The 21148-nt window shown below is 45.2% G+C and carries 16 protein-coding genes; 5 read left to right on the top strand and 11 right to left on the bottom strand.

The genetic code is table 11. The features are described from left to right. Positions 1-2: 2 nt before the first annotated feature. The 8 genes from BW952_RS18480 to BW952_RS18445 form a co-directional block, all read right to left on the bottom strand. Positions 3-1040: a Gfo/Idh/MocA family protein gene (locus BW952_RS18480; RefSeq protein WP_045852402.1), complete on the bottom strand. Its 1038-nt coding sequence runs from the start codon at positions 1038-1040 to the stop codon at positions 3-5. Positions 1041-1057: 17 nt separating this feature from the next. After that, positions 1058-2083, bottom strand: a complete 1026-nt coding sequence (locus BW952_RS18475; RefSeq protein ID WP_045852403.1) for a Gfo/Idh/MocA family protein — start codon at positions 2081-2083, stop codon at positions 1058-1060. A 5-nt stretch (positions 2084-2088) separates the two neighbouring features. Then, positions 2089-2808 carry a ThuA domain-containing protein gene (locus BW952_RS18470; RefSeq protein WP_045852404.1) on the bottom strand — a complete coding sequence of 240 codons (720 nt, stop codon included), beginning with the start codon at positions 2806-2808 and terminating at the stop codon, positions 2089-2091. Next, on the bottom strand, positions 2805-3839 hold the full coding sequence (locus BW952_RS18465) for a LacI family DNA-binding transcriptional regulator (RefSeq protein ID WP_045852405.1): 1035 nt from the start codon (positions 3837-3839) through the stop codon (positions 2805-2807). Before BW952_RS18465 ends, BW952_RS18470 begins: the two co-directional genes overlap by 4 nt. A gap of 40 nt (positions 3840-3879) precedes the next feature. Further along, a complete protein-coding gene (locus BW952_RS18460) occupies positions 3880-4704 on the bottom strand; it encodes a carbohydrate ABC transporter permease (protein ID WP_045852406.1) in 825 nt (274 codons plus the stop codon). Then, positions 4704-5564, bottom strand: coding sequence for a carbohydrate ABC transporter permease (locus BW952_RS18455; RefSeq protein ID WP_045852407.1), 861 nt, complete (start codon positions 5562-5564; stop codon positions 4704-4706). The genes BW952_RS18460 and BW952_RS18455 overlap by 1 nt, the downstream gene beginning before the upstream one ends. Before the next feature lie 94 nt (positions 5565-5658). Beyond that, the gene (locus tag BW952_RS18450; protein WP_045852408.1) at positions 5659-6951 is read right to left on the bottom strand and encodes an ABC transporter substrate-binding protein; all 1293 of its coding nucleotides are present in this window, start codon (positions 6949-6951) and stop codon (positions 5659-5661) included. A 479-nt stretch (positions 6952-7430) separates the two neighbouring features. Further along, on the bottom strand, positions 7431-8459 hold the full coding sequence (locus tag BW952_RS18445) for an oxidoreductase (RefSeq protein WP_045852409.1): 1029 nt from the start codon (positions 8457-8459) through the stop codon (positions 7431-7433). Positions 8460-8622: 163 nt separating this feature from the next. On the opposite strand from BW952_RS18445, the gene BW952_RS18440 reads away from it, so the two are divergent. From BW952_RS18440 to BW952_RS18425, 4 genes are read left to right on the top strand one after another with little or no spacing between them, the layout of a single operon-like run. Then, complete coding sequence (locus BW952_RS18440; protein ID WP_045852410.1) at positions 8623-10239, top strand: diguanylate cyclase; 1617 nt, start codon at positions 8623-8625, stop codon at positions 10237-10239. Further along, positions 10236-11285: a HEAT repeat domain-containing protein gene (locus tag BW952_RS18435; protein WP_045852411.1), complete on the top strand. Its 1050-nt coding sequence runs from the start codon at positions 10236-10238 to the stop codon at positions 11283-11285. Before BW952_RS18440 ends, BW952_RS18435 begins: the two co-directional genes overlap by 4 nt. Beyond that, entirely contained in the window at positions 11282-12679 is a 1398-nt protein-coding gene (locus tag BW952_RS18430) for a glycosyltransferase family 2 protein (RefSeq protein WP_045852412.1), read from the top strand. The genes BW952_RS18435 and BW952_RS18430 overlap by 4 nt, the downstream gene beginning before the upstream one ends. Before the next feature lie 21 nt (positions 12680-12700). Then, on the top strand, positions 12701-13054 hold the full coding sequence (locus tag BW952_RS18425) for a response regulator transcription factor (RefSeq protein ID WP_045852413.1): 354 nt from the start codon (positions 12701-12703) through the stop codon (positions 13052-13054). 96 nt (positions 13055-13150) lie between these two features. Here BW952_RS18425 and BW952_RS18420 read toward each other — a convergent pair whose 3' ends face one another. The 3 genes from BW952_RS18420 to BW952_RS18410 all read right to left on the bottom strand — a co-directional run bounded on the left by BW952_RS18420 (position 13151) and on the right by BW952_RS18410 (position 20370). Continuing rightward, positions 13151-16264, bottom strand: coding sequence for a hypothetical protein (locus tag BW952_RS18420; RefSeq protein ID WP_231581520.1), 3114 nt, complete (start codon positions 16262-16264; stop codon positions 13151-13153). Beyond that, positions 16245-19112, bottom strand: coding sequence for an ATP-binding protein (locus BW952_RS18415; RefSeq protein WP_045852414.1), 2868 nt, complete (start codon positions 19110-19112; stop codon positions 16245-16247). Before BW952_RS18415 ends, BW952_RS18420 begins: the two co-directional genes overlap by 20 nt. 88 nt (positions 19113-19200) lie before the next feature. Then, on the bottom strand, positions 19201-20370 hold the full coding sequence (locus BW952_RS18410; RefSeq protein WP_045852415.1) for an FtsW/RodA/SpoVE family cell cycle protein: 1170 nt from the start codon (positions 20368-20370) through the stop codon (positions 19201-19203). Positions 20371-20527: 157 nt separating this feature from the next. Between BW952_RS18410 and BW952_RS18405 the strand changes: the two genes are divergently transcribed. Next, on the top strand, positions 20528-20848 hold the full coding sequence (locus BW952_RS18405) for a thioredoxin family protein (protein ID WP_045852416.1): 321 nt from the start codon (positions 20528-20530) through the stop codon (positions 20846-20848). Positions 20849-21148: the final 300 nt, after the last annotated feature.

The following is a 21148-nucleotide window of genomic DNA, read 5'->3' as shown; positions in this document are numbered from 1 at the left end:
TTTTATCTAATTTTAACGCTATTTCCAATTTTAGCACTTTCATAGACAGATTCAATAATATTTGACACATACATCGATTCTTTTGGACTTGATAATGGCGTGCTTTCCCCGAAGCAGCAGGAAACAAAGTGCTCTGCCTGCAAAATCGCAAATGGCTTTTCTTCCGGAATCCACGTGACATCGGAATTCATCAGAACGCCATGCTCTGCTTTATTTAAGCGAAGCGGGAACACATCAATGCCGCCTTTTGTACCAGAAATGCTGATTGTCTCTTCATCTTCCGGAATGTTGGCGGCCCACGACGTTTCAAGCATAACGACCGCACCGTTTTCCAGCCGGATAAAGGCGGTTGCATGATCTTCCACTTCGAACGTCGCCGGGTTGATTGTCCCCCATTCGTTCACCATGTCCTTTTGCATGCTCAAATCATTAAAGGTCGTACCGGTTACCTCGTACGGTTTCGGACTGCCGGTCAGCCACATCGCTAAGTCAAGCAGGTGACAGCCGTAGTCGATCAGCGCCCCGCCACCCTGCAAGTCCCGGTTTGTGAATACACCCCAGCCTGGCACTTTGCGGCGGCGCATCGACTTAATCCGGATGACAAGCGGCTTGCCGATTTCGCCATTGTCGATCAATCGTTTTGCTGCCCGTGATTCCTTCAAGAAACGCCAATGATACGCAATGAGCAGTACCTTGCCCGACTGCTCTGCTGCGGCCACCATATCTTCACATTCTTTTGTGTTCAGTGCCATCGGTTTTTCGCATAAAACGTGCACACCGGCGTTGAGTGCCTGGATTGCTGCCGGCGCATGAAATTTATTCGGCGTGCAAATAAGCAGCGCATCAATTTTCCCAAGCATTTCGTCTAAATCCACACAAACGTGTGGAATACTGAATTTCTCAGCGACTTCCTTTGCCCGGTCGATATTCACATCACTGACAGCTGTCAGCTCCACTTCCTTTACATGCTTAAACGCAGGAATGTGACGGTCTGTCGCGATGCCGCCTGCTCCTAACACACCGATTCGAAGTTTTGACATGCTGTTCATCTCCTCCATTACACGCGGACGATTTGTTTTGTTTCGCTTGACTTAAGTGCTGCTAAAATAACCTGAAGCGACTTTTTGCCTTCGTTTCCACAGACAGGAGGTGTCATATCGTCGAGAATGCTGGCAATGAAATGCTCGACTACATGCGTATCTGTTTGCTGGCCTTCTTCGTTTGATTGAATGACCCCAAGACTATGGCGCTCGCTGTTGCCGTTTTTATATTCGACGATCAGTGAAAAATTCGGATCATCCTCTAAGCGCATAATACCGTTTTCTGCGTAAAAAACCGTAGAATTGTCTTCGCCGCCGTTATATGCCCAGCTTGCTGCCAGCGTTCCGATCATGCCGCTTTCCGATTTTAAGATGCAAACCGCATTATCATCGACTGTCGAATTTTCTTTTGCAGATCCTTCTACAAAAGCTGCCACTTCTGTGAACTCTTCTCCAATTAAATAACGAAGCAGATCCGTTTTGTGAACGCCCAGGTCGCCCATTGCGCCGATAAAAGCCAATTCTTTTTTGAAAAACCAGCTGTTGGAGCCGTCTGCACTCCAGTTTTCCGGACCGCCGTGACCGAATGCTGTACGGAAGCTGTAAATTTTGCCGAGTGCGCCGCTTTCAATAATACTGCGCGCTTTTGCATGAGACGCTACAAAACGCTGGTTGTGAGCAATCATTAGTTTCTTGCCGTTTTTCTCCGCGGCCGCGATCATCGCATCTGCTTCTTCAGCAGACGTCGCCATCGGTTTTTCACACAAAACGTGCTTTCCTGCATTCAGCGCTGCAATCGAGATTGGGGCATGAAGGGAATTCGGTGTACAAACACTGACCGCATCCACCTCTTCATTTTTCAGCAGCTCCTCAAAGCTCGTATACGCTTTTGCATTGTATTGATCTGCGTATTCTTGCGCCCGCTCTTCAACAATGTCACAAAATGCGACGATTTCCACGTTTTCGTTTGCTGCATGCTCCGGAATATGACGATGCTTGGCAATGCTTCCACAGCCAATCACCCCTACTTTTATTTTAGACATGACCATTATTCTCCTTTTAACGTTTCAATTGGTTGTGCATTACCGTAAACCGGACGCTCCCGCTTCACCGGTGCAGCCCATTTGACTGCATTTTGAATCACTCGCTGGACGTTTTCGTTATAGTATGTAGGATGTGTTTCATGCCCAGGGCGGAAGTAAAAGATTTTCCCGTTTCCACGTGTATACGTCACGCCGCTGCGGAACACTTCGCCGCCTTCAAACCAGCTCATAAAAATCAGTTCATCTGGTACCGGAATGTCAAAATGCTCGCCGTACATTTCTTCATGCTCAAGCTCAAAATATTCACCGATGCCTTCTGCAATCGGATGAGCCGGATCGACTACCCACAGGCGTTCCTTTTCACCTGCTTCACGCCATTTTAAATCACAGGAAGTGCCCATGAGTGTTTTAAAGATTTTAGAAAAATGACCGGAATGAAGAACGATTAAGCCCATTCCATCCAGCACACGCTGCTGTACTTTTTTCACAATTTCATCGTCTACTTCATCATGCGCCACGTGTCCCCACCACAAAAGAACATCTGTCTTGTTTAAAACGTCCTCCGTCAATCCATGCTCTGCTTCATCCAGTGTAGCTGTTTGAACGGTTTGGCCTTCTGTTTTTAAAAATCCGGCGATCACTTCATGAATGCCTTCCGGATAAATTTCCTTCACCGTGTCATTCTTTTTTTCATGTCGAAATTCGTTCCATACTGTGATATTCATCCAATCGCCTCGTTTTCTGATATTTTTTCACACGATTCCCTTACGACAATAGATGTCGGGACAAGAATATTCCGTTTCATCATGTTCGGGTTTTCCAACAGGTCAACTAATGTTTTTGCCGCTTCATAACCGAGCTGAAACGCATGGATGTCAACCGTTGTCATTGGCGGACTCGACAGCTCTGACAGCATTGAATCCATAAACGTTGTAATCGACATCTCATCCGGCACCCGGATTTGCTGCTCATATAATGCGGATAGGAGACTCATCGCCATTAATTCATCTGTTGTGACAATTGCCGTTGGCCGCGGGGACATTTTCAACATTTCTGAAATCGTTTCTCTGGCCGCTTCGCGTGAAACTTCTTTTCGAAACAGCATGCTCGTCTGAATATTCGCAAGCTTTAACGCCTGTTTATATCCTTGTTCACGATCTTTATGCACTTCAAACCTCGGATCTCCGCCGACATAGGCAATATGCTGGTGTCCGGCACGAATCAAATAATCGGTAATGTCGCGAGCCGCCTTTACGTTATCGTTGTCCACATACATGACTCGATCAATATGCTCTGTCGGCTTGCCAATCATCACAAACGGAAATTTTTGTTCCAGCAGCAGCTTTAACACCGGATCCTCATCCTGAGAATAAAGCATAATCATGCCGTCTACACTTTTCCCCTGTACCATGTTGACCACTTCCCGGTAAATATCCTCATCCGATTCACCGCTCGTCATTAAAATGCTGTACTCCTTTTGGTGCAGCAAATCACTCATGCCTTGAAGAGCGGCTGGAAAAAACGGATCGGATAGGGAATGCTTTGATGATGTCTTTCGAATAATACCAATGGTTTGCGAAGACTGTGTTACGAGCTTTCGTGCAAGCAGGTTCGGGTGATACCCGAGCTCCTGCATAATTTTTCTGACTTTTTCTTTTGTTTCTTGCGTAATTTTCGGATGATCTGCAATAACACGGGAGACGGTCGACGGTGCAACCTGCGCCCTTTTTGCGACATCTTTAATTGTTACAGCCATGACCAGTTCCTCCCTTAATAGTATTTATAGTATCATTTTTTTATTTTACTGCGCCATCAGATACACCTTTAATAATTTGTTTTTGTGCAATCAAGTACGCAATGATGACTGGAATGATGGAAATCGTCAAACCGGCAAGAGCCAGGTGCCATTGCTTCGTGTATTGACCGAAGAAAAGGAACAATTTCAACGGAATCGTATCGGTTCCGGCACCGCTGATTACAAGAGATGGAAGAAGGTAATCGTTCCAAATCCAAATGATGTTCAAGATCGCGACCGTAATGGAAATCGGCTTCAGCATTGGCAGGATAATGTACCAGAATACCTGGAACCGGTTACAACCATCGATCGTTGCTGCCTCGTCAAGCGACTTCGGAATCCCCTTTAACGCACCGTGATACAAGAAAATCGACAAGCTGCACCCGAAGCCGAGGTACATAAACATTAACCCGTAAAAGTTCAGCGCATCTGCTTTTCCGAACAATGCAACAAGCGGAATCATAACAGATTGGAACGGGATCAGCATGGCTGCGACGAAAAGAAAGAAAATCGCGCCAGACAGCTTGCTTCCATTACGTGACAAGGCATAAGCGGCCATTGCCGAGAAAAAGAGAATGATAATAATACTGCCGACAGACATAAAAAGAGAGTTCATAAATGTCTGCAGGAAAGCGAGTTCTTCAAACGCCTGCTTGAAGTTATCAAACGTCCACATCGTTGGTGGCTTTAACGTGTCCTGGAAGATTTCCAGCTTCGTTTTAAATGCATTGACAATCATCAAGTAAAATGGCGACAGCCACAAAAGGCCGAACAGCAATCCCAATACTTCAATAAGAATTCTTTGGGTGGATTTTTTCTTTTTCATTACATTTCCACCTCCCGTTTTTTGTTAATGTACACTTGCGTTAATGAAATAATCGCCACGATGATAAAGAAAATAACGGCTTTTGCCTGGGCATTCGCCATCATATTAAATTTAAACGCGGTATCAACAATGTCCATTGCAACCATTTTCGTTGAGTTATATGGACCGCCGTTTGTTAACGACAAGTTTTGATCGTAAATTTTAAATGCGCCGGACAGTGTTAGGAACATGCTGACGGTAAATGCCGGCATCACAAGCGGGAACGTAATGTTGCGGAATTTCTGCCACGGGTTTGCTCCATCGATTTCTGCTGCCTCTAATAAGTCACCCGGCACGTTTTCCAGGTAGGCAATGTAGATAACCATAATGTAACCAGCCATTTGCCAGCTCATGAGAATGACCATTCCCCAGAACCCTGTCGCAGAATCAGATAGCCAGCCCTGCATCCATTCAATCCCTGTTGCACGGCCAATCGAGTCAAATACTTTTGTGAAAATAAACTGCCAGATGAAACCAAGAATTAAGCCGCCGATCAAGTTGGGCATAAAGAAAACCGTCCGCAAAATATTGCGCGACTTAATTTTTGACGTAACCAGCATGGCGAGGGCAAGCCCCAAAATATTAATCACGATAACAGATGCTACCGAAAACTTCACTGTAAACCAGAGTGCATTGCGGAACCCTTCATCTTTAAACAGTGTAACGTAATGGTCAAGACCGACAAATTCCGTGTAGCTGACGCCATTCCAGTTCGTGAAGGAATAATAAATGCCGTATAAAAGGGGAATAAGTACGACGGTACCGAGAGCGAATAACACAGGTGCGAGAAATAGCCAGAAGGATAGATCTTTATTTTTCATGCCTGTAAACCTCATTTCAGGTGAATTTGTGTAAAGAAAAAGATAACAGCGTCGACAAGCCTGTTATCTTTTCCGTTTTCAAATGGCTCGTGAATTATTGAGCGAGCTTCGCCCATTCGTCTTTTGATGCCTGGATGGCTTCATCCCACGATGCTTCGCCTGCAAGGTATTTCTGCAAGTTCGCACCTAGCACATCTCCCCATCCTGTTGGGTAGCCAAGGAACGTCCAGCCTGTTGTATTTCCAGCTTGTGCATATTCATAGATTGTTTTTGACAATGGATCAGAGATTTTTTCTGTATCGTAGCCATCGTAAGCCGGGATAAATTTAAACTGAGTCAATACCGCTTCTTTTCCTGCATCCGAAGTGTACAGCCAGTCTAAGAATGCTTTTGCCGCTTCTTGCTCCTCTTCACCTGCTTTTGCATTGACTGTCCAGTATTGCGGTACGCCAACCGGCATTTTCATTTCGCCGTCAACTGGAATTGGCATGATGCCTACGTTTTCTGCAAGCTCAGGGTCCATTTGCTCGATTGTTGGATATACCCAGTTCCCTTGCTGAATCATCGCTACGCGTCCAGTTGAGAACAGCTCTTCTACCTGCTGTGAATAGTCAAGGCTGACAACCGGCTGAACCGAGTATTTGTTTTGAAGATCAATGTACGTTTTGAATTGATCCGCTTTTGTAAATGGAAGCTCCTTTGAATTGTAAGCGTCAAGTGCACTGTTGTTAAAGTCAGCTGCTGTAAACGCGTTGGATCCGTGGTTTCCTTCTGTCCATTTTTCTTTGGCAGCCATTGCGAAGACGCCGTCAAGGCCAAGCTCTTCTTTTTTGCTGTCAATGGTTTCAGCGGCTTTTGTTAAGTCTTCAATTGATTTGATCGACTCAGGATCCACTCCTGCTTCTTCAAAAACCGTTTTATTGTAAACGAAGCCGTATCCTTCCTGGTTAAATGGAAGCCCAAGTACTTCTTCGCCTTCTGTTACTGTTTCAAGCGTTCCTTCAAGCGCTGCGCCAGCCGCTTCTGTATCGCTTAAATCTGTCAAGCGGTCGCGGTATTCTGCAACAGCTGTTGGGCCGCCGATATTAAAGATGGCCGGCTCGTCCCCAGACGAGAACTTCGCTTTTAGCGCTGACGCGTAATCGTTACCGCCTCCGACTGTTTCTACTTTAATATCTACATCTGGATTTTCTGCTTCGTATTGAGTAGCCAGTTCTTCAAACTGCTCTTTGAACTCCACTTTAAACTGGAATACATCGACAACGGTTTTGTCGCCGCTTCCGCCTCCAGAATCATTCGACGAACCGCTATCTTCTTCAGCTGTCGAACAGCCAGCAAGACCTAAAAACAATGCGGATGAAAGTACAAATGCTTTTTTCTTAAACACGTCATCTACCCCTTTGCAGTCTTTTGATTTAGGTTGAAAGCGTTATCGCTATCAACTTCTGAACCTACTATAACACCGCTTTCATGCAAACGTCAACACTTTTTGAGAAATCGTTTGCACATTTTTTGAAAAGCCTTTCATTTCTTTACTTTCGCGATTATTATTTCTTGTATATACAAAACATTTCTGCAACCTTTCACGCAAACGATTGCTCTTTGTTTCACAAAAAAACAGCCTTAATGGCTGTTTCATAGTGTTGAAAAACAAACTGGTCAAGAAAGAACAGATGTTTTTTTCGGGATTGTCCCCTTTTTTATTGTCAAAAAATAGGTTGTTTTTCTAGAAAAGAACATTCAGGGGCTCCGGACTGTGTTTGCGCAAGCACATTAGCTTTGAAAAAGAGAAAATGTCACCTGCTTTTCATTGACACATTCTTTCTTCAACAGCATGAAAAAAGAATCTCAAAAAGAGATTCTTTCTTACAAATCAACTGTCCGCTTTTCGCGGCTGCTTAAAAGCGCTGCTTCAATTAACTGGATGGTCTTTACACCGTCTTCTCCAGATACAGGACAGGCTTTTCCCTGCCGAATGCACGTATAAATATCTTGATAGTACAGGCGATAATCACCCGGGAGTGTAACTATTTTTTCGCTGCCACTCTCTGTGTACAGCGTACCGTATTGATCCAGAGGGTCCATTCCCCAGTCGGCTCCGTCCGGCTTTTTTCCTTCGAGCAGCTCCATTTCCTGCGGATCCTCGCCTCTTTTCATAAACGTTCCACGTGTCCCGTGCACCTTGTATTTCGATCCTTGCTCAAAGGCAATCATGCTGCTGTGCAGGATCACTCTCTTTGAACCGTAGGCGAGAACAAGGTGAAAGTAATCATCGACTTTGGCATTGGGCCGCTGCTTTTGAACGTCTGCTGTTAGGCTGTCCGGCATACCGAACAGTGAAACGGCCTGATCAATAAGATGAGCACCTAAATCATACAAGATGCCGGATGCAGGCTTTTCTTCTTCCCGCCAGCCGGTTGAGACAGCCGGTTCAAAACGGTCATAATGGACTTCATATACATAAACGTCGCCAAGCCTTCCTTCCTCTATCATCTTTTTGACCGTTAAAAAGTTTCCATCGTATCGGCGGTTTTGAAAAACGCTCAGGACGACATCATTTTCTTTGGCACAAGCTGCAAGCTCTTTTGCTTCTGCCAGTGTCGGAACCATCGGCTTTTCCACGATAACATGCTTTCCTGCCTGAAGTGCTTTTTTGGCCAAATCGAAATGAAGACTGCTAGGCGTTGTCACGACAATAAGCTCGACGTCTTTTCGCCGAATCACTTCTTCAATTGTGCCTTCTACATCGGCAGACGGCAATTTCTGCTTTACTTTTTTTTCATTTGACGATAACACACAGACCACGTTAAACTCCTTCATTTCAGTTAAAAAAGGCGCATGGAAGGTTGAACCTGAAAACCCGTATCCAATAATTGCGGTGCCGATCGGTTTCATATTGTCGTCTCCTTCTTTTAGATGAATTCCCTTTAAACTTTTCCCAATCTTTTCTTTTTTCAAACGATTGGGATAGAAGGTGTTCGATCGAGTGATCCTTATAGTATAATACTATTATTAAATCGGCAGAACCTTTTCACTACTTTTGAGGGGATTGACAATCATGGCTCGAAATGATTACCGGGTAATGCTCTCCAAGCGGATGGAAAAAGATTTTTCCACCTGGTTTGAAAAAGAGCATATTCTGGAAAGAGAATTATACAGCTTTTTGCATACGATGAAAGGGACGGCCGGTACGATTGGGATGGATGACTTATCTTCTTTTTGTGCTGCGCAGCTTGAGACTCTTTCGGAATCAGGCGATGCCGTTATTCCGGTTCGTTCATTAAAGAACTTTATTTTGCTGATGAGAGATTTCTTTCGCGATAAACAGGAAGACGCTGATTTAAACAAGGAAACGCTAGAAGTGGAAAATATTTCAATCGAAGAAAACAGCTCATTCATTTTAATGATTGATGATGATGCGGAATTTGCTTCTTATATAAAAGAAAGCCTTGAAGAAAATGGTGTTCAAGTTGTAATTGCCTTGACTGGCAAACGCGGTGTGGAGCTTTTTTATACGCTTCAGCCTCATATGGTGATCGTTGACGTCCAGCTGCCGGATATGAACGGATTTGATATTTTAACGCAAATCAATGACATTGCCAGAAGCCGGCACGTTCCTATTACATTAATTAGTGTCGATGGCCGTGTGGAAAATCAAATTAAAGCGCTTGAAATGGGCGCGATGGATTTTATTGCGAAGCCGATTCATATGAACACCTTTCTGCCATACATTTCAAATCGCTTGAAGTACAAATCAGCCGTCTGGCAATCTGCCTTAACAGATGAACTGACCGGTGCGGGAAACCGGCGCCAATTCACGCAGACGCTTACCCAAATGTCCGCTCTAGCGGAACGAAAACGCCATACGTACACGCTCGTCATGCTTGATTTAGATTATTTTAAAAAGGTGAATGACCGATACGGGCATCCGGCTGGCGATGAAGTGCTGCGTCGCTTCAGTGCATTTGTGATGGAGTTAAAGCGGGAAACCGATTATTTCTTCCGGTACGGCGGTGAGGAATTCGCATTGATTCTGGCGGATACGGCCCCTCAGGAAGCCGTTACACTCATTGATCGAATTCGCTTTAAAATGGCTGAATACGCGTTTACGATCGCCCCCTTTGACCCATTTTATGTTACTTTTTCCGCTGGCATGTCCGAGTATCGGCTGGATGAAGCAACCGTCCTGAATGAAGCGGACCAGGCGCTTTATCAGGCAAAACGAAATGGACGAAATCAAACAGTCATATACGAGATTGACAGCGGTGATGTCAAACGGCATTTAAACATTATGATTGTGGACGACGACCTGCTGGTGCGAAAAATGCTGTCGAAGCAATTTTCTGGCTGGAAACCAAACGATCTTGACGTTGTCATCCACGAATATCCTGATGGGATCACGTTTCTCGAATCTGACTGGTACAAGGCAGACGAAAATTATATGATTCTGCTGGATGGCATTATGCCGAAAATGGACGGGCTGGAAGTATTGACAAATGTAAGAAAAAGATTCCCTGATGATAATATTGTCATCTCGATGCTGACAGCCAGAACAAATGAAGCCGATATCGTGCTGGCGCTGAAAAGCGGAGCAGATGATTATATCGTCAAACCGTTTCATCCTCAGGAAGTGGTCGCACGGGTGCAGCGTCTGACGAAGAGGATGTTTAAATGACTCTTTATTTCTTTCTTGCCTTAATCATGCTGCTTTTTCTTTTTCAACTAGTACTCCTTCTTTATTTAACAAGGCGCAAAAAAGAACGGCAGCGCTATGAAGAAGAAATTGAACAGCAGTATATCCATCTAACAGAGCCCTTCAGCTCTTACATTATGGACCCATCTGATGTCCGCTTTTTATATGCCATTCGAACAATCTCGCACAAAGAGGTTGTTTTGGAGCGATTGCTAAATGGGTATGTCGCTTTTACAAAGGGGGCGAATATTTCTCCTCTCGTTAAGCAATTATCCGAGGAATTCTTAACAGACTTATACAGTCAAATACTGAATCAGCGCAACTGGGCAAAACGTATCAACGCCCTTCATTACATTGAAGACTTTCACATGTTATCTCTATCTCCTATGCTGCTTAAAAAGATTATAGAGACCCATAAACTAGATGCTGAAACGCAGCAGCTCGTTCGAACCCTTGCCTCATTGAATGAAACCAGGGTTATAGCCGAACTGCAGCGGTTTCCAGCTGTGCCAAGCCGCTTGTACGTTGACATCTTTGGCCGTCTGCAAAAAGAAAGTGCATCAAAAGAGATTGAGACGGCCCTTAAAGGGACTGACGCCGCTTTAAAGCATGCTGCCCTCGTTTTTATCGGACAGTCCGGTGCGCTATCCTTTCTTCCTTTTGTTGAACAAGAGCTGGAAAATCAGCAAGTAGAAACAAGAATCCAGGCACTGAAAACCATTTTCCGTTTGGAATATTTATCAGATCCAGATTTAATTGAGCCCTTTTTCGAATCATCGCATTGGACTGAGCGTATGTTTGCCGCTCGTATAGCGGGTATTTTGCAGCTTTCCCGCTATAAAAAAACCTTAAGCACATTGCTTGGCGATTCTGTTTGGTGGGTTCGCTATTCTGCAGCTGAAGCTTATACACGTTTTTCTGATGGAGATATGCTTCTTGCTCATTTGTCGGAAAATCACCCTGACCGCTACGGGCGTGATATGGCTGCACAGTGGCGCACTTACCGGTCTGGAGGTGCCCGAACATGAATCTGTTTTTTCTGTTTCTTTCATATATCATCATTGCCTATATGCTGTTATCGAGCTTAAGCTATATCGCTCTTTTCCTGCTCGCCTTTCGAAAGGTCTATCGTGAAAGCGAGCTGGACCCGCGTGAGACGACGGAGGATCTCGCCGGCAATGAACGAACGTTTCCTGTCTCCATTCTTGTGCCTGCTTACAATGAAGAAGTAGGTGTGGTCAGTACAGTCCGGTCTTTGCTTGCACTGGAATATCCGGAAAAAGAAATCGTCGTCATTGATGATGGCTCCAAGGATCAAACGTCCGCCCGTATGATTGAAGAATTTCAGATGACAGAAATTCCTTTTGCCGTCCGGACTTATTTAAAAACCGCTGACATTAAAGGCATTTATCAATCATCTATTTTCCCTTATATCCGTCTTATAAAAAAAGAAAATGGCGGAAAAGCGGATGCATTAAATGCAGGGATTAATTTATCCTCCTATCCTTATTTCTGTGCTATAGACGGAGATTCGATTCTTGAAAACGATGCGCTCCTAAAAACAATGAAGCCGATTATTGAATCGGATGGACAGATTATTGTCACAGGCGGCTCGGTGCGGATTGCAAATGGCTCTACGATTTCAAGAAGCAAGGTAGAGCTCATTAATCTGCCCACCAACCCCATTGTTATTATGCAAATTATTGAATATTTCCGTGCCTTTTTAATTGGGCGGCTGGCGCTGAGCAGACTGAACATTCTGCTGATCGTTTCCGGTGCATTTGGGGTTTTTCATAAAGAGCGCGTGATTCGAGCGGGCGGCTACAATGTTAAGACAGTAGGTGAAGATATGGAGCTGGTCGTTCGTTTGCACCGGCTGCTGAGAGAAGAAAAATCCAAGCAAAGAATTGAATACATACCCGATCCTGTCTGCTGGACGGAAGCGCCTGAGTCACTGGATGTGCTTCGTTCTCAGCGAATCAGGTGGCAGCGCGGCTTGTTTGAAACGCTCTGGACGCATAAAAAGATGATCTTTAACCCGTCTTACGGCTCCGTTGGCCTGCTGTCGATGCCGTACTTTTTATTTGTGGAATTGCTCGGTGCCGTTTTTGAATTGTGCGGCTACTTTATCATTGCAGGCGGGTTCTTTTTTTCACTCATTGACCCAAAGGTGGCTGGCATCTTATTTTTAGTGACCATTTTTTACGGCTCCCTTATATCCGCTCTTGCTGTGCTGCTCGAGGAATTAACGCTTCATAAATACCCGAAGGTTTCCCATTTAGTTCGTCTGTACGGCTGGGCACTGACCGAAACGTTTTGGTACCGGCCGTTTATGATCATTTGGCGTGTACAAGGCATTATTGCCGCTTTTCGGAAAAAACAGCACTGGGGCGATATGAAACGAAAAGGAATTTCTACTTAACCCACATGGAGGTGGATGCGGATGAAAAAGATACTAGTAGCGGACGATGAGGAGATTTTGCGGATGCTCATTGTAGATACGCTTGAAGATGATTTTGACATTTTCGAGGCTGCGGATGGACAGGAAGCACTTTCACAAGCTCAGTCGCAGGAGCACGACCTTATTATTTTAGATTATATGATGCCGCACTTAACAGGTATGGAAGTGCTGGAAACGATTCGGAAGGAAGGCAACTCAACCCCGGTTTTAATGCTGACGGCCAAAGCTCAGGAAGCAGACCGGGAGCTGGCTATGGCGCAAGGAGCCGATTATTTCATGGCCAAGCCATTCAGCCCGATTGAACTCCTGAACCTCGTCGAAAGCATACTTAATTAAAAGGCTGGGCATTAATAGTGAAAACAACAAAGAAAGCCGAACGAATGCGATTGCATCGTCCGGCTTTCTTCTGTTTAACCCTTTTAATTCAGTCTCTTATTTTGTATCCGTTTGTTCGAAACGTTCCTGCAGCATGTAATACGATTGCTTTAATCGTTCACTGGACACCGGTTCGTTCCACGGCTCCCACTTGTACGTGTTCATTTCAGGAATGGACACAGCCGCTTCCTTTTCTTCCGATACAGCGATGCCAATGCCATCGATAGCTGTCTCTGCTGCGAGTCCTTCTTTAAACACGTCCCCTGCCGCTTTTAAGCTGCTCGGATCTTTTATGTTTAAAAGCAGCCACGGAATACGGATTTCGATGTCGCCGGTTTGATCATTGACATAATAATCGGCGAGCGAGTCATAGTCGGCTGATTCCGGGTTGCTGTTGCCGAATCGCATCGCACCTGTTTCATAATAATCAAACGGCAATACCTCCCTTGTATCCGGCCGGACAAGTTCCTTATTTAACGGCAGCCGGATTGGATTGAATACACCGCCGTTGTTCACTGGCTTTTGCGGTGCAGGCTTTAGCATCGGCACATCAAATCCATATTGATATAAAAAAGTGTCATAATACGCATCCACACGGAGTGCACCTTTATTCTCACTGTCAAAAGACAATTCAAATTCCGGCTTATTGGATTGGAAGGAAGCATTCCCTACGTTCTCACTTCCGATAGATGGGTGAACATCAAAATAAAAGGTGGGCATATTCCCATTTACTTTTTTCAAACGAACGTAAAGATAGCGCTCATCATGCGTGACATACAGGTTCTCATTTCCTTTATCCAGCGGCTCTATCCCTTCCCAGTCTTCCACCTCACCGTCTGTTTGAACGAGAAGACGGTCGAAGCTCATCACGCCGAACTGCTGCTCATTTGTCTGGGCATTGGACCAGAATGGACGGCGCTCTGGGTCATCGAGGTCCATTGTATTCCACGTGCGTTTAAACCATTCATCCTGCCATGTAAACACAAGCCCACCCATCATATTCTCCGCCAGAATGTCGTCGTACAAATGAATAAGCGCCGATCCCTGCTGCTCTTCACTCATAAAGCCTTGATTAAGACCGAATGCATTCCGGTGGGTCATGCCGCGTGAGGCTGGAATGCCAAACTCGGCAATCAAAACCGGCATGTTGTGAGCTGCCCGCAGATCATGTAAATAACCGGCGTAGCTGTTGTTTTCACCGCGTGAATCCTTATAAGTTAAATACTTTTCTTCCAGATTTAAAAAGTCAGGGTAATACGGATACACATGATATGAAGCAAACAAATCCGTATCTTTTTTCGGTTTAATATGATTCGGATTGACCGTAGCCGAATCTTCCTCCTCCTGCGGTTCAGCCGGATGATCAAGCAAGTCGGTCGTTACCCAGTTCGTGAAGCTCATCGGTCTTGTCCACTTGTACTGCTCCGCTTCATAGTTCATTATCATCTCCATTTGTTCCGCCAGCCAAATTTCCATCGGCTCTGCTTGATCTGTTTGAACAAATTCTCCATCGAACTGGGCCATATCCGGGTACTTCGTTTTCATATGGTCTACCATTTCCGGATTCCACTCAATTCCAAGCACCCAGCCGAGAACATAAGGGGACACATCTGCCCGGTACACACCAGACGCATGTCCTGTTCTTTTTTCAATATCGGCATTTCCATGAATAACATCTGCGATTTTTTTCATCTCAGCCTGGAATTCAGCGGTGATGTCCGGGTTAAACGCATCGAGCGTTTCTTCTAATGGCCCTTCATCGATCCATACACCGTGCAGCACATAGATCGGTTTTTCGTGCTCCTCATTGTACCGCTTGAGGGCATTGTAAAAGCCGGGTGGATGCAGCGTATAGACACGAATCGTATTGGCGTTCATGTCGCCGATTTGCGTCAGCCACTCATAATATTCATTTTCCGTAATCGCCGCTTCTCCCGGGAAGGCGCCTGGCTTGCCCATTCCGATATTGACACCCTTCACTGTCATCGTTTTCCACTCACCCTGTTCAAACACATCAAACCGGTCGCCGTTTAAACGGGCTGTATACGACAAACCATTTCTCTCAGCTGTCGGAATAACCGCTTCTTCCTTTTCAGCTTCTTTTTCCATGTTCAAAATACCTTTCATAAGGGGCACATAGGTTTTCCAGAAAAACGCCTGCTCCGGATACAAACGGGAGGGCGTAATCAATGCCCGCATAGAGGCAAAACCAGAATATTTATAAACAGAGGAAACATCCGCTGTGTCGGCAAAATCACCCGCGAAGTAAAAAAGGTCCGACTGTTCAAGCGAATGATGGATGACGGCCGGGAAAGAAAGCGGGATGCCTTCAGATTCCAAAGTAGTTTTCCCTTTTTCCGATAGATCCCACTCATAATTAGCCAAGATATCCTGTTCGTTTTCAGGCACCGTTACATCAAACCAATACGTATACGGCGCCCCCTTTTCCAGGCTGGTTACCTGTTGCCCTTCATCTGTAAAGTCCATCGTCAGTTCTGTGCCATTCAAGTCGCCCTGCTCATCAGAAAGCACGATCACTTTTTCTTTTTCTTCGTTTACCAGTACAAAGCCAGCACCTTCATACGTCCACTTTTCACCGCCTGCTTCGTAAAGAGAAAGAATCCCTTCTGTCAGTTCTTCATTTTCTCTTGATAAATCCTGAAACGCGCGGCCGGTCCAGCCTGTTGGCTTTGTTCTTAGAAAAATGGCCACATCGTTTTTTACCTCTTGCTTTGTAGGAGAAGCAAACGTATTAAACTCCATAATGAGAGTCGTTGGATGGTCAACTACCTGTTTCTTCATCGCCATCCACTCTTCCATCTCCAGACCGCCATACACCAGCTGGTTTTCGTCATCATAGACACCATACGTATCAGCTGCATAGATAATATCCGCTCCGTTAAGGCTTTCAGGCAGCGATTTGACCTTTGTTTCCTTCTCAGGAAAGTAGCCGTAATAATCCTCTTCTCCTTTAAACTGTTCAAAGCGCATATGCTCCAGCACCCATGCTAGTGCACGGTGCTCTCGTTTATCCTCAGTCGGGACGGTTTTATCTAAAATGACCACCTTCTCCGTCCTCTCTTCACCGAAGGACCAAATGATGCGAGGCAGAACAAGCAGAAAAACGAGTACGATTAGCCATCGCCATGCTTTATTTACTTTCATGTTCATCAGAACCTTCTTCCGGATAGAAAATAACGCCTTTTTGCACAGGTTCACTTAAGAAACCGAGAACGGCTTTTGACAGCTGCTTGGGCGGATATGGCTTCGTTAAATAATGATCAATTTGGCTCAAATGACCTGCTTCTTGATGAGGGTCAAGCGCCGACGAAATAATGATCGGGATATGCCGCGTTTTCTTCTCTTCTTTTAACAGCCGCACTAAGTCCCATCCATCTAATTCGTCTCCGAGCATAATATCAATGACCACTCCGACAAGATCTGTCCTTTTTGCTTCTTCAAACGCATCCATCGGACTCATGTGATAGATGACCGTAAAGCCATTCATCTTTAATTCTTCTGATAAAAGAAGCGCCAGACTCATGTCATCTTCTACAATCATGACCGATGGGCTGTTTTCCTGCGTCTCTGTCCCGATCATCTGGCTCGTCCCGGCCGATACAAGGGGAAGGGAAAAACGAACAGTAGTCCCTACCCCTTCATCAGATTCAATCGATATGGATCCATTATGCTTTTCAATGATCTCCCGGCAAATGGCCAGACCGAGTCCCGTGCCGCCAATTTTCCGGCGGGCACTGTTGTCAATTCGTTGGAATTTATTGAACAGCTTCGGCACATCTTCAGAAGGAATGCCAATCCCTTCATCACGGACCGAAACCACAACCTGATCCGCTTCATTTGAAAGAGTCAACGTCACGTGTCCACCGTCTGGTGAGAACTTCACCGCATTGCCAATGATATTCGTCAGCACCTGAGCGATTCGATCGCGGTCACCTTCTACTTTTACATTCGGCGCTTCATCCACGATAACAAAGGGGTGGCTGCTCTCTGAACGGAAGCGGCCAATGGCTTCAACCGCGATTTCATTGAGCAGGATTTCGTCCATTCTATATACTTGACTGCCCGTCTCCATTCGCTGCAAATCCAGAAAATCATTAATTAAGTTGGTCAGCCTCTTTGCTTCCTTGTATATCGTTTCTAAATATTTCTTTTGTTTTTCCGGCTTTAACTGTTTATGGAGCAGCAATTCCGTGAAGCCCAATACACTTGAAAGCGGTGTTCGCAGCTCGTGGCTGACGGTACTGACGAGCTCTGTTTTCATCTGATCGACTTCATATTCTTTCGTAATGTCGCGATGCACAAAAATAGTGCCTGTTTTTATTCCATCAATCATGACCGGAGCACTGTATACGTCAACGACACGTTCAGTGGGCCTGATCACTTTATATCGATGCTTGGAGACACCCTGCCCGGCCTGGTTCAGACATTTTCCGATAAAAACTTTCATGTTCAAGGGGTCATCTGCCTGGTTAGCCAGCCGATCAATCCATTCCTCTTTTTCAAGGGCGGCATCGAGCGGCATATGGCCACAATCAAGAATAGAGCCTAATGCTTCATTACGCTGCAGCATTTCCCCGTCTGTCCCCACAAATTGGATTCCTTCGTTAATATTATTAATGATCCGCTCATTCAGCATCCGCTCCTGCACATTGCGGTCGTACAGCTGAATGCGCTCAATGGCCAGGTACACCCGGTTCAATAAACCGAGCATATCTTTCTGTTCCTGCGCTGTGAAGTCACGCCCGATTCTTGAACCGCCGAATAAAGCAGCCATGTCTCCATTTGGATGATGAACCCCGGCAAAGTAGTCATGGACATAAACCGGATCCAGAGCCAGTCCTTTTTCCTGTACAGCTTCTCTTTTGATCGTAAAGAAAGGAGCTTCCTTCAGCCGTTGATCCACATATTCCGACTGACTGTTTTGAAAGTCACTGAACATGGATTTTGTGACGCCTTTCAGTGCATGCTCCCCGCTATCCCGAATCCAGAAAAGCCCCAGGTCTAATTGATACACTTTATCCAAATAATCAAGGACACAATGACTCAGCTCTTGTTTATTTAATGAAAACGAAAGCACATGGTTCAACTCGTTATAGCGCTCCAGCCGGTCTTTCGTTTGATTCGTCTCAGCAAGCGACTCCTCTATTTTCGCCTGGTGCTCTTGCAGCTCCTCCTGCTGCATCACAAGCTCTTCATTTTGAGCCATTAATTCTTCTTCTTTATCTTGTATCGTCCGAATCATGGAGCCGAACGAAGCGTTAAGGACACCAATCTCATCGTTTCTATCTACCGGAAGCAAAGAAAAGCTTTTGCCAGACGTGAAATCATCTGCCACTTCTCGTATCCTTTCAAGCGGTTTTACAATGTCGTTCATCATCCTCCAGATAAAGTAGGAAATAAATAAATACATGAACAGAATGAATGTAATCGTCCCAAATGTAAGAAGATTCGCCTGTTGAAGCATGTCTTCCGATAAAGATTCCAGGTCGTCGTCAATCGCTGTTTTATATTGTTTCACGTACTCTATAAACCGGTTGACTTCAGCGGTCATTCCGCCGCTTGCAAGTGTCCGTACCCCTTTATAGTCATTGTCCCCAACCAATACGATGACACTTGGAAGGGCTTCGTTTTCATATGTATCCAAAAAGGCTGTAAGCTCGACGATCATTTGTTGTTCCGTTTCGGTTAAATTCAATTCCTGAAGGTCCTGCAGCGATCGGTGTACTTGCTCGATATCTGTATATGCCCGGTCGAGCTCGGTGCTGTTTTGATAGGCGATATACCCTCTCACCCGAAAAAACAAGTCATTCAATGAATCTCTTAATTGTTCTAACTCCACCTGCTTTTCATACATGGCTTCCCGCTTTAGTTTTAATTCGTCCTGGGAATCTTTCATATAGATAAAAGCGCCCGCTCCTGCTGTTGCCAAGAAAAATAAGATTGATAATGACAACACCAAATAACGCCGTCGAATGCTTGATGGCAAAACCTTCCTCAAACCGGACCACTCCCTTTCAATTCCATCTTTCCATTATAAACCGTTCCAATAGTAACGGAAAGCACAAAAAACCCGCTGCGGGAGCGGGTTAAGGCTGGTCTGAAGAAAACATATAGTGCCGTTCATTAAACGTGATGGAAAAGATTAAGGCAATCGCCATCATGTTCCCCATCATCGCGCTGCCGCCGTAGCTGATAAACGGCAATGGAATCCCTGTGATGGGAAGCAGCCCGATCGTCATGCCGATATTTTGAAAGGCATGAAACGTAATCATGGCGATCACGCCGGCGCATACGTACGAATAATACGGAATTTTTGTATTAAGCGACAGCTTTGTAATGTGATAGATCAGCACAAAAAACAAGCTGACTACAATGGAGGCACCGATAAAGCCGTACTCTTCGCCAATGACGCTGAATATAAAGTCGGTATGGCTTTCCGGAAGATATACTTCCCGGTAGCCGAATCCTTTGCCCATCGTTTGACCGGAGCCAATTGCCAGAAGCGACCGTGTTAAATGAAAACCGATGGTGCTTTCATAATTGTATGGGTCCAGCCAGGAATAAATACGGTCGAACTGGTACTGACGGACGCCTAAATATTTTTCCAGCACTGCCGGCTGCCAGAGAACCATGTAAAACACAAACGCAATAAGAGCCCCAGCACTTCCGAATAAAGGAAGAAGAATTTTCCACGTAATGCCTGAAACAAAAATAAGACCGAGCAAAATAGAAATCATGACAAGTGACGTCCCTAAATCCTGCCGTACAACAAGCATTAGCGGGACCGCTGTAATACCGCCCAGCTTCAAGAGAAGGACCCAGTCGCTTTGCATCGTTTTAATCGGGTTTTTAGCATGATGATTGACCATTACGCGGGACAGCGTCAGAACTAGAAATACTTTCATGAACTCCGAGGGCTGGATCGAACCGATGCCGGGAAGCACAAACCAGTTTTTCGCCCCATTAATTGTAGGTGCAATGGATGACGGCGCCACGATCAAAAAGATGAGCAAAAAGATGCCAAAGCCGTACAAGTACCAGGCCATCCCATGAAGCTGGTCCGAATCAAATCGTATAATTAACGCAATAATCATCACTCCGACAACGTACCAGACAATTTGCCGGATCACAAAGTTCGTATCATATTGACCTGTCGTCTGTGCACTGTAGATCGCCACACAGCTGACAACAAACAGCATAAGCAAAATTAACATCAACCCGTAATCCAAACGGCTTGATTGTTGTTGAGAATTCATGTAAATTCCTCTTTCTCCTAAAAATAGACCAATTCCTATTATAACGTTCTTATATGATTCTACAACAGTCAAACGATTCAGAAACGAGAATTCTGCTGTTGTTCATGGTAGAATACTTGCACAGACTCTATTTTTGAGCAAGAAAGGACGATTTTAAGTGGAAGCGATCAAAACAAACGAGCAATTTGAAGAACTTATTGCTGGCAGCGAGCCTGTCATCATTAAATTTTATGCAGGCTGGTGCCCGGACTGTACGAGAATGGATATGTTTATTGATGACATTATCGCTGACTACGGAAAATACCGCTGGTTCGAACTAAACCGCGATGAATTTCCTGATGCAGCACAAAAATATGATGTAATGGGCATTCCAAGCCTGCTTCTTTTCCAGGACGGTGAAAAGCTGGGGCATTTGCACAGCGCAAATGCTAAATCACCTGAAGAAGTACGTGACTATTTAGAAAGTCTGCCCGTTTAATTGAAAAAAGGATGCCGATGCATCCTTTTTTTTGATTGAACGAGCTTTACCGCCGATATACTTGCGGCTAACGCCGGAACTTCGTTTTACCGGCGTTACATCGTGTTGAAAAACAAACTGGTCAAGAGAAACCAGATATTTTTTCTAAATTGTTTCCTTTTTTTCTTAGCAAAAAATAGGCTGTTTTTCTAAAAAAGAACATTCAGGGGCTCCGGGCTGCCGGCTCCGCTTTCCGGTGGGGCGAACGCTGAACCAGCCCAAAAAGCGCGGCTGTTTCAGCCTGTCCGCTCGTCCCACTGG

Source organism: Domibacillus enclensis (genome assembly GCF_900156125.1).
In the GTDB taxonomy this organism is placed as follows: domain Bacteria; phylum Bacillota; class Bacilli; order Bacillales; family Domibacillaceae; genus Domibacillus; species Domibacillus enclensis.
This window is presented reverse-complemented; position numbering and strand designations above follow the sequence as displayed.